The following is a 5,908-nucleotide window of genomic DNA, read 5'->3' on the forward strand; positions in this document are numbered from 1 at the left end:
TCTGGGGCGGATACTACGCCTACTCCTCCGCGCGATCGGTCCTGCCTCCAGGGCGGCTTCGCCGCCCTGGAGGCGGGGCGGCCGCGTGCGGACGTGGCGCTGCTGGACATCCAGATGCCGGGCGCCGACGGCCTCGCCGCCATCGACCTGGTCCATCGGGCCTCGCCCGCGACCGCCGTGGCCACGCTGACCACCTTCGGCACGGACGAGTACGCGGCGCGTGCCCTGGACGGCGGCGCGAACGGTTTCCCGCTGAAGGCGGCCCCGCCCCGTGAGCTCCTCACCGGGGTGCGCACGGTCGCCGAGGGCGGGGCCTTCCTGTCCCCGAAGGTCACCCGCCGCGTGATCCCGGGCTTCCGCGCGCGGCGGGAGGCGCATGCCTCCCCCGACCGCGAGTGAGTCGCCGCCCTGAGCGCGCGTGAGCGCCAGGTCCTGACCCTGCTCGGCTCGGGCGCGTCCAACGCCGACATCGCCCGTGAGCTGCACCTGGCCGAGGACACCGTCAAGACCCACGTCAGCGCGGTGTACGTGCGCCTGGGCGTACGCAACCGCGTGCAGGCCGCCATCATCGCCCACGACATCGGGCTCACAGGCGAACGCTGGTACTACGGCGCTCCGCCACCCGCGTCGCCGCGCCACCGCGCGATGCGGGTGGCGGGGAGGTGGGCGAACGGGACGTCCTGACGGGAGACCCGGTCGAGGGTGTCGACGTTCCCCCCCAGGGCGCCGGGGCGCGGATCACCGGAGCGGCCGGGAACGAGGGGGTGTCCCTCACCGAGGGAACGTCGGGGAGGAGGCGCGGAGGTACTCGCGGGCCCAGCTCACGCTACGGCCCGGGGTGCGCGCCCGAGGTTGGCACGGGCAGGTCCGGGCGCCGCCGCTGAACGCGCAGCCGTCGACCGGACGGTGCCGGACTTCCTTGTGGGACAGGTCGCGCCACAGCCACGGGGCCAGCACGAGGTGGGGAGTCGGAGGGGGCGGGTAGCTCACGGTGCCGGTGCTGGAGGGCGCCGTCCTGGGCGGCCACCGCCTCGACCGAGTCGGGGCCGAAGGTCTGTGTCAGTACGCCAAAAGAGGCACGCTCAGCCGCGGTCGCCACACCACCGAATATTCCCGTGGTCGGAACGCGTCCGTGACCCCTTCTTGGTTCCGAAGTCGCTTGACTTCGTGTGACCAGCATCAACACCTGAGAACAAGGGGCGGTCGAGGACCGGCGATCCCGCGGCCTGCGTATTCAATCCGGGAAGGGTCGACGCTTCCTTGTCAAGCGAGGACGCCGTCCACATGAGGACACTTTCTCCCCTTGTTGCGGCGGAAAACTTTCCTGTAGTTTACTCATGCCCTTTTCGGTGATGCTCATCTGTTGTCCGAACCTTGATCACCCACTTCGAGCTTTCGCATCCACAAATCCCCCACGTGGCTTCTGTTTGTTTAACTTCCTGTAAATTCTGCTTACTTGCTGGGAGATGCAGTGGAAGGTGTAGAGGGTAGCTTTCGCGTAAAAAAAGACGATGTCGGAGCCTCGTCCGCCCCAGGGGGACTGAGTGTCGAACTGCTCGGTCCGCTGGTGATCAGCCAGGGGGGACACGACTTCACCCCGAGTGCGCCCAAGGTTCTCCAGGTCTTCTCCATGCTGGCCCTACGGGCGAACAAGCTGGTCCCCACGGAACTGCTGATCCAGGAGATCTGGGGCGACGATCCTCCCCGCAGTGCACGCACCACGATCCAGACGTATATCTACCAGATCCGCAAGTTCCTGGCACGGGTCGGCCCCGATTTGGATGAGAGACTCATCACGAGCGTTCCGGGATACGTCCTCCATATGGACGAGGACTCCATCGATCTCCATGTTTTCGAATCGCTTGTCGACCAGGGGCGCCCTCTCTACGACGGGAGAAGATGGGGCGAGGCGGCCGTGGTATTCCAGGAGGCACTCTCCCTCTGGCATGGGTGCCCGCTTTCCAACGTCAAACTGGGGCCCATGCTCGATGCTCACGTAACACACTTGAAAGAGAACTACAGAAGTGTGCTGAAGATGAGGATCCATGCCCAGATGGAGAGTGGTGTGAACGATGACCTCGTGGCTGAACTCCGGTCTCTCTCCCTCTATTTCCCGTACGACGAATGGATTCATGAGCAGCTGATCCGCGTCCTGGAGCGTAGTGGGCGCCGGAGCGACGCGATGGAGGCCTACCGTTACCTGCGCAGCACCCTGAACGACCAGCTCGGTATCGACCCCTCTCCCCAGCTGGAGCGGTTGCACATGGAGCTTCTGGGGGCCTGACCCGTACGGAGGTGGTCCCCTCTCCAACCGAGGGGACCACCCGGGCAGGTCAGGGAATCAGGACGGCTCGTCCGTTGCAGGTCCGGGACTCCACCAGGGCGTGTGCCTTCGTGGCCTCCTCGAAGGGGAACCTGGCCTGGACCCGGGAGACGATCGACTCGTCGGCCAGTCCCCGGGTCAGGTCCTCCAGCGCCCGCCGGTACGCCTTCGGCCGGGCCGCGCGCCACACCGAGAGGGCGAATCCCGTCACGTGCTTCATCGCGATCAGCCGCATCACCGACACCTCGGGGATGTCCAGGTCACCGTCGGAGGAACCGTAGAAGACCAGACGGCCCAACGGGGCCAGGAGGTCCACACCCTCCAGGAGCCGTGGACCCCCCACCCCGTCGAGCACCACGTCGGGCCCGGCGCCTCCCGCGGCCGAGCGGACGCGGTCGACCCAGTCGGGGGCACCCGACTCCACCACGGCGTCCGCACCCAGCGACCGGACGAAGTCGGTGCGTGCGGAGGAACCGACCACACCGACGACCCGGGCACCCGACCGCCGCGCGAGCTGGACCGCTATGTGCCCGATCCCCCCGGCCGCGGCGTGGACGACCACGGACTCCCCCGGAACGACACGGGCCGTGTCCAGGACGCCCGCGGCGATGAGCCCGGTTCCCGGCAGGATGGCGGCCTCTTCCGGACTGAGGCCCTCCGGGACCGGGACGAGTGTGTCCTCGTCCACGGCCACGTACTCCGCGTAGGCGCCGTAGAGCGTGAACGCGCCGACCCTGTCACCCACCCGCCAACCGTCGACGTCGGGGCCGAGGGCGACGATCCGGCCCACCACGTCTCCGCCCAGGACCATCGGGAACGACGGCCGCCACATGGGCGCGGGAAAGGCGTTCCGACGCATCTGTGTCTGGGCGTAACCGACGCTGATCGCCTCGGCCTCGACGAGGACCTGGCCGGGGCCGGGGTCCGGAGTGGCCGTCTCCGCCACACAGAGGACCTCGGGTGGGCCGTACCTGTGGCACTGAACAGCGCGCATGGTCTCCCTTTCGAATCGGGGTCCGGGCTCAGTAGTTGCCGAGGCCACCGCAGACGTTCAGCGCCTGCGCGGTCACCGCTGCCGCACCGTCACCGACCAGGTAGTCGACCATCGCGGACACCTCTTCCGGCTCCACGTAGCGGCCCATCGGCACCCGGTTGGTCACCCGCTCGAACACCTCGTCGGTGGAGACTCCCCACACGTCCGAGTAGTGGTCACGGACCCGTTCGGCCATCGGGGTCTCGACGAAGCCCGGGCACACGGCGTTGACCGTCACCCCGGTCTTCGCCAGCTCCAGACCCCAGGCCTTGGTCAGTCCGACGACACCGTGTTTGGAGGCCGAGTAGGGCGCGCCGAAGACCACACCCTGCTTGCCCCCGGTGGAGGCGATGTTGATGATCCGACCGTGGCCGCGGTCCAGCATGCCGCCACGCTTGAGTACCTGCTTGGTGACGAAGAAGACGCTGTTGAGGTTGGTGTCGATGACGTCGGTCCACAGTTCGTCGGTGACCTCCGCGGTGACACCGCCGCCGCTGCGTCCGGCGTTGTTCACCAGGACGTCGATCCGCCCCCAGCGCTCGACGGCCGCGGTCACCAGAGCCTCGATCTGCTCGGGGTCGGAGACGTCACAGACGGTTCCGTCCACCTCGACGCCCTCCGAGCGCAGGCTCTTGACGGTGTCGGCGACGCCGTCGGCGTCGCGCGCGCAGATGTGGAGGCGGTGGTCGAGGCGGGAGAGTCCTCGCGCGACCGCGAGGCCGATACCGCTGGTGGCTCCAGTGACGAGGGCGACGGGCTTGTGTTCTGCATCCATACTGATCTCCGAGGCTGATGAGGGGAGGGCACGAACGTTCGGTTCCAGGGTCAGGGGCGGGCCTTGAGACGGCCTCGAGAAGGGGCGGAATCGTGGGGACCGGACCGGTGGCGGCCCAACGCGGTGTGGAAGGTCTCGGCGGTCTCCGGCAGCGCCTCGATCCGTTCGCGGTAGGACGCCCGGTTCGCGGCCAGGCGGGCACGCAGGGATTCGTCGTACAGCAGTTCGTGGAGTTTCCGCACCACCGCGGTCTCATCGAGGATCTCCTCCTTCAACCCCACCGCTGGGTAGGGGTTGTCCACCAACCCGGGGCGGAGGAAGGAGTTCCAGCCCAGCGGCCACATGGTGAAGGAGGGGAGGCTCCCGGGGAAACCGGTGACCAACCGCTCCACCGCGGGTCCCACGTCGCCGAAGGCCCCGGCGATCCGGTCGACCCCGGCACGGCCCCCGACGTCGAACGAGTTGAGCGCGACCATCCCGGGGACGTCCGTGTGGACCGCCCGCTCCAGCGCGAACGCGGGGAGGTGGAAGGCGAACACACCGTCGGACGCGCCCACGATGTCGTCGTAGTCCTGGGCCGAGTAGTCGGGGACCACACGGGTGCGTTCGGCCGGGAGGCGGTCGTAAGCGGGAAAACGCGGCCCCAGCATGGCGAAGTGCGTCGTCTCGGGAAGTTGGAGCAGGTAGTCCGTGACGAGTTCCGGGATCCGCGTGGCGGTTGCGCGGGCCACGTCGGTGCCCCGGAGGCGGACGGTGTTCTGCCAGTCCAGGGTGGGGATCATGAGTAGACGCCCCGTATCGCCCACTCCCAGGGAACGGCGCAGGTCACGGCGTCGCTCAGTGGTCAGCGGGTGGAGCGAGGTCGTGGCACGGTAGGGCAGTGCCCGTGTCCCGGCAGGTTCCGGTCGCGCCATCGGTACCGGCAGGAGCGAGGCGGGCAGGTCGAGGATCCGCCGGTCCAGCTCGTCCGCGTGGCCGAGGACGTCGATCCTGAAGTCGGTGCCCGCGAGGTCGTAGGGGTCGACCGGGATGATCGGCAGGTCGTACCGGTCGATGAACCAGGGGTCGGTGCGGTGGCCCTTCGCCATCGCCATCCAGTAGGCGAGGTAGTCACAGAGCACGATCGCCGACGGCCGTACGGACCGCACCAGTGAGTCCACTGTTTCCCGGACGTCCCCCTGTCCGGGCGCGGCGGTCGTGTGGGCGTGACCACGGGCGCGCACCTGCTCGGAGTTGTAGGGGTCGACCAGGAAGTGCGAGGCGAAGCCCGCGCCCGACAACTGGTCGGCGAGGTCGAGGCCCAGCGTGGTCTCGTGGTAGGTCTTCGCCACCGGGGCGATGAACAGCAGTTGCATACGTCTTCTCTCAGATCGCCGTGGTGACATGTCCTCTGGTGCTCACCGTCGTGCCTCCAGGGAGGCGCGCAGCGCGCTGGTCACGGCGGACAGGTCGCTGTCTGACAGGCCTTGGTGGATGGGCAGGCACAGGGTCTCCTCGGCCGCCACCTCGGTGTTCGGCAGGTGCACCGGTACGGCCGGGCGGAACGCCTCGACCAGGTGCAGCGGCGGGTAGCGGAACGTGGTGTAGACCCCGGCGTCCCTCAGGTCCGCGGCGACCCCGTCCCTGTACGCGGAGTCCATCTGGACCCAGTAGAAGTAGCCGCTGGTCGTGTGTCCCTCAGGGAGTGCTGGGGGCAGGCGCAGGCCGGGGACGTCGGCCAGGGCCCGGTCGTAGTGGGTGTGGATCTCGGCACGTCGGCTCACGAACTCCGGTAGCC

7 protein-coding genes are annotated in these 5,908 nt (G+C 68.4%); 3 read left to right on the forward strand and 4 right to left on the reverse strand.

Annotated elements, in window-relative coordinates; genetic code table 11:
- The 3 genes from D455_RS35555 to D455_RS0122200 all read left to right on the forward strand — a co-directional run.
- Positions 1-399: response regulator (locus D455_RS35555; protein ID WP_241480319.1), on the forward strand; the 399-nt coding region annotated here is incomplete at its 5' end.
- A gap of 9 nt (positions 400-408) precedes the next feature.
- Positions 409-684, forward strand: a complete 276-nt coding sequence (locus tag D455_RS35940; RefSeq protein WP_169552661.1) for a response regulator transcription factor — start codon at positions 409-411, stop codon at positions 682-684.
- 883 nt (positions 685-1,567) lie between these two features.
- Positions 1,568-2,284, forward strand: a complete 717-nt coding sequence (locus D455_RS0122200; RefSeq protein ID WP_017572886.1) for an AfsR/SARP family transcriptional regulator — start codon at positions 1,568-1,570, stop codon at positions 2,282-2,284.
- 49 nt (positions 2,285-2,333) lie between these two features.
- On the opposite strand, the gene D455_RS0122205 is transcribed toward D455_RS0122200, so the two are convergent.
- The 4 genes from D455_RS0122205 to D455_RS0122220 all read right to left on the reverse strand — a co-directional run.
- Positions 2,334-3,269, reverse strand: coding sequence for a quinone oxidoreductase family protein (locus D455_RS0122205; RefSeq protein WP_017572887.1), 936 nt, complete (start codon positions 3,267-3,269; stop codon positions 2,334-2,336).
- 76 nt (positions 3,270-3,345) lie between these two features.
- Positions 3,346-4,131 (reverse strand): 3-oxoacyl-ACP reductase FabG, encoded by a 786-nt coding sequence (gene fabG / locus D455_RS0122210; protein WP_017572888.1) that lies wholly within the window; start codon positions 4,129-4,131, stop codon positions 3,346-3,348.
- Positions 4,132-4,181: 50 nt separating this feature from the next.
- Positions 4,182-5,486, reverse strand: coding sequence for a DUF6365 family protein (locus D455_RS31350; protein WP_017572889.1), 1,305 nt, complete (start codon positions 5,484-5,486; stop codon positions 4,182-4,184).
- A 42-nt stretch (positions 5,487-5,528) separates the two neighbouring features.
- On the reverse strand, positions 5,529-5,908 hold a 380-nt coding region (locus D455_RS0122220; RefSeq protein ID WP_026122877.1), incomplete at its 5' end, for a DegT/DnrJ/EryC1/StrS family aminotransferase.

The sequence above is a fragment of the Nocardiopsis halotolerans DSM 44410 genome (assembly GCF_000341065.1).
In the GTDB taxonomy this organism is placed as follows: Bacteria; Actinomycetota; Actinomycetes; order Streptosporangiales; family Streptosporangiaceae; genus Nocardiopsis; species Nocardiopsis halotolerans.

Excerpts from the sequence above, each read along its gene's own strand:
- fabG (WP_017572888.1), bottom strand. The coding sequence starts at position 4,131 with ATGGATGCAGAACACAAGCCCGTCGCCCTCGTCACTGGAGCCACCAGC.
- D455_RS31350 (WP_017572889.1), bottom strand. The coding sequence starts at position 5,486 with ATGCAACTGCTGTTCATCGCCCCGGTGGCGAAGACCTACCACGAGACC.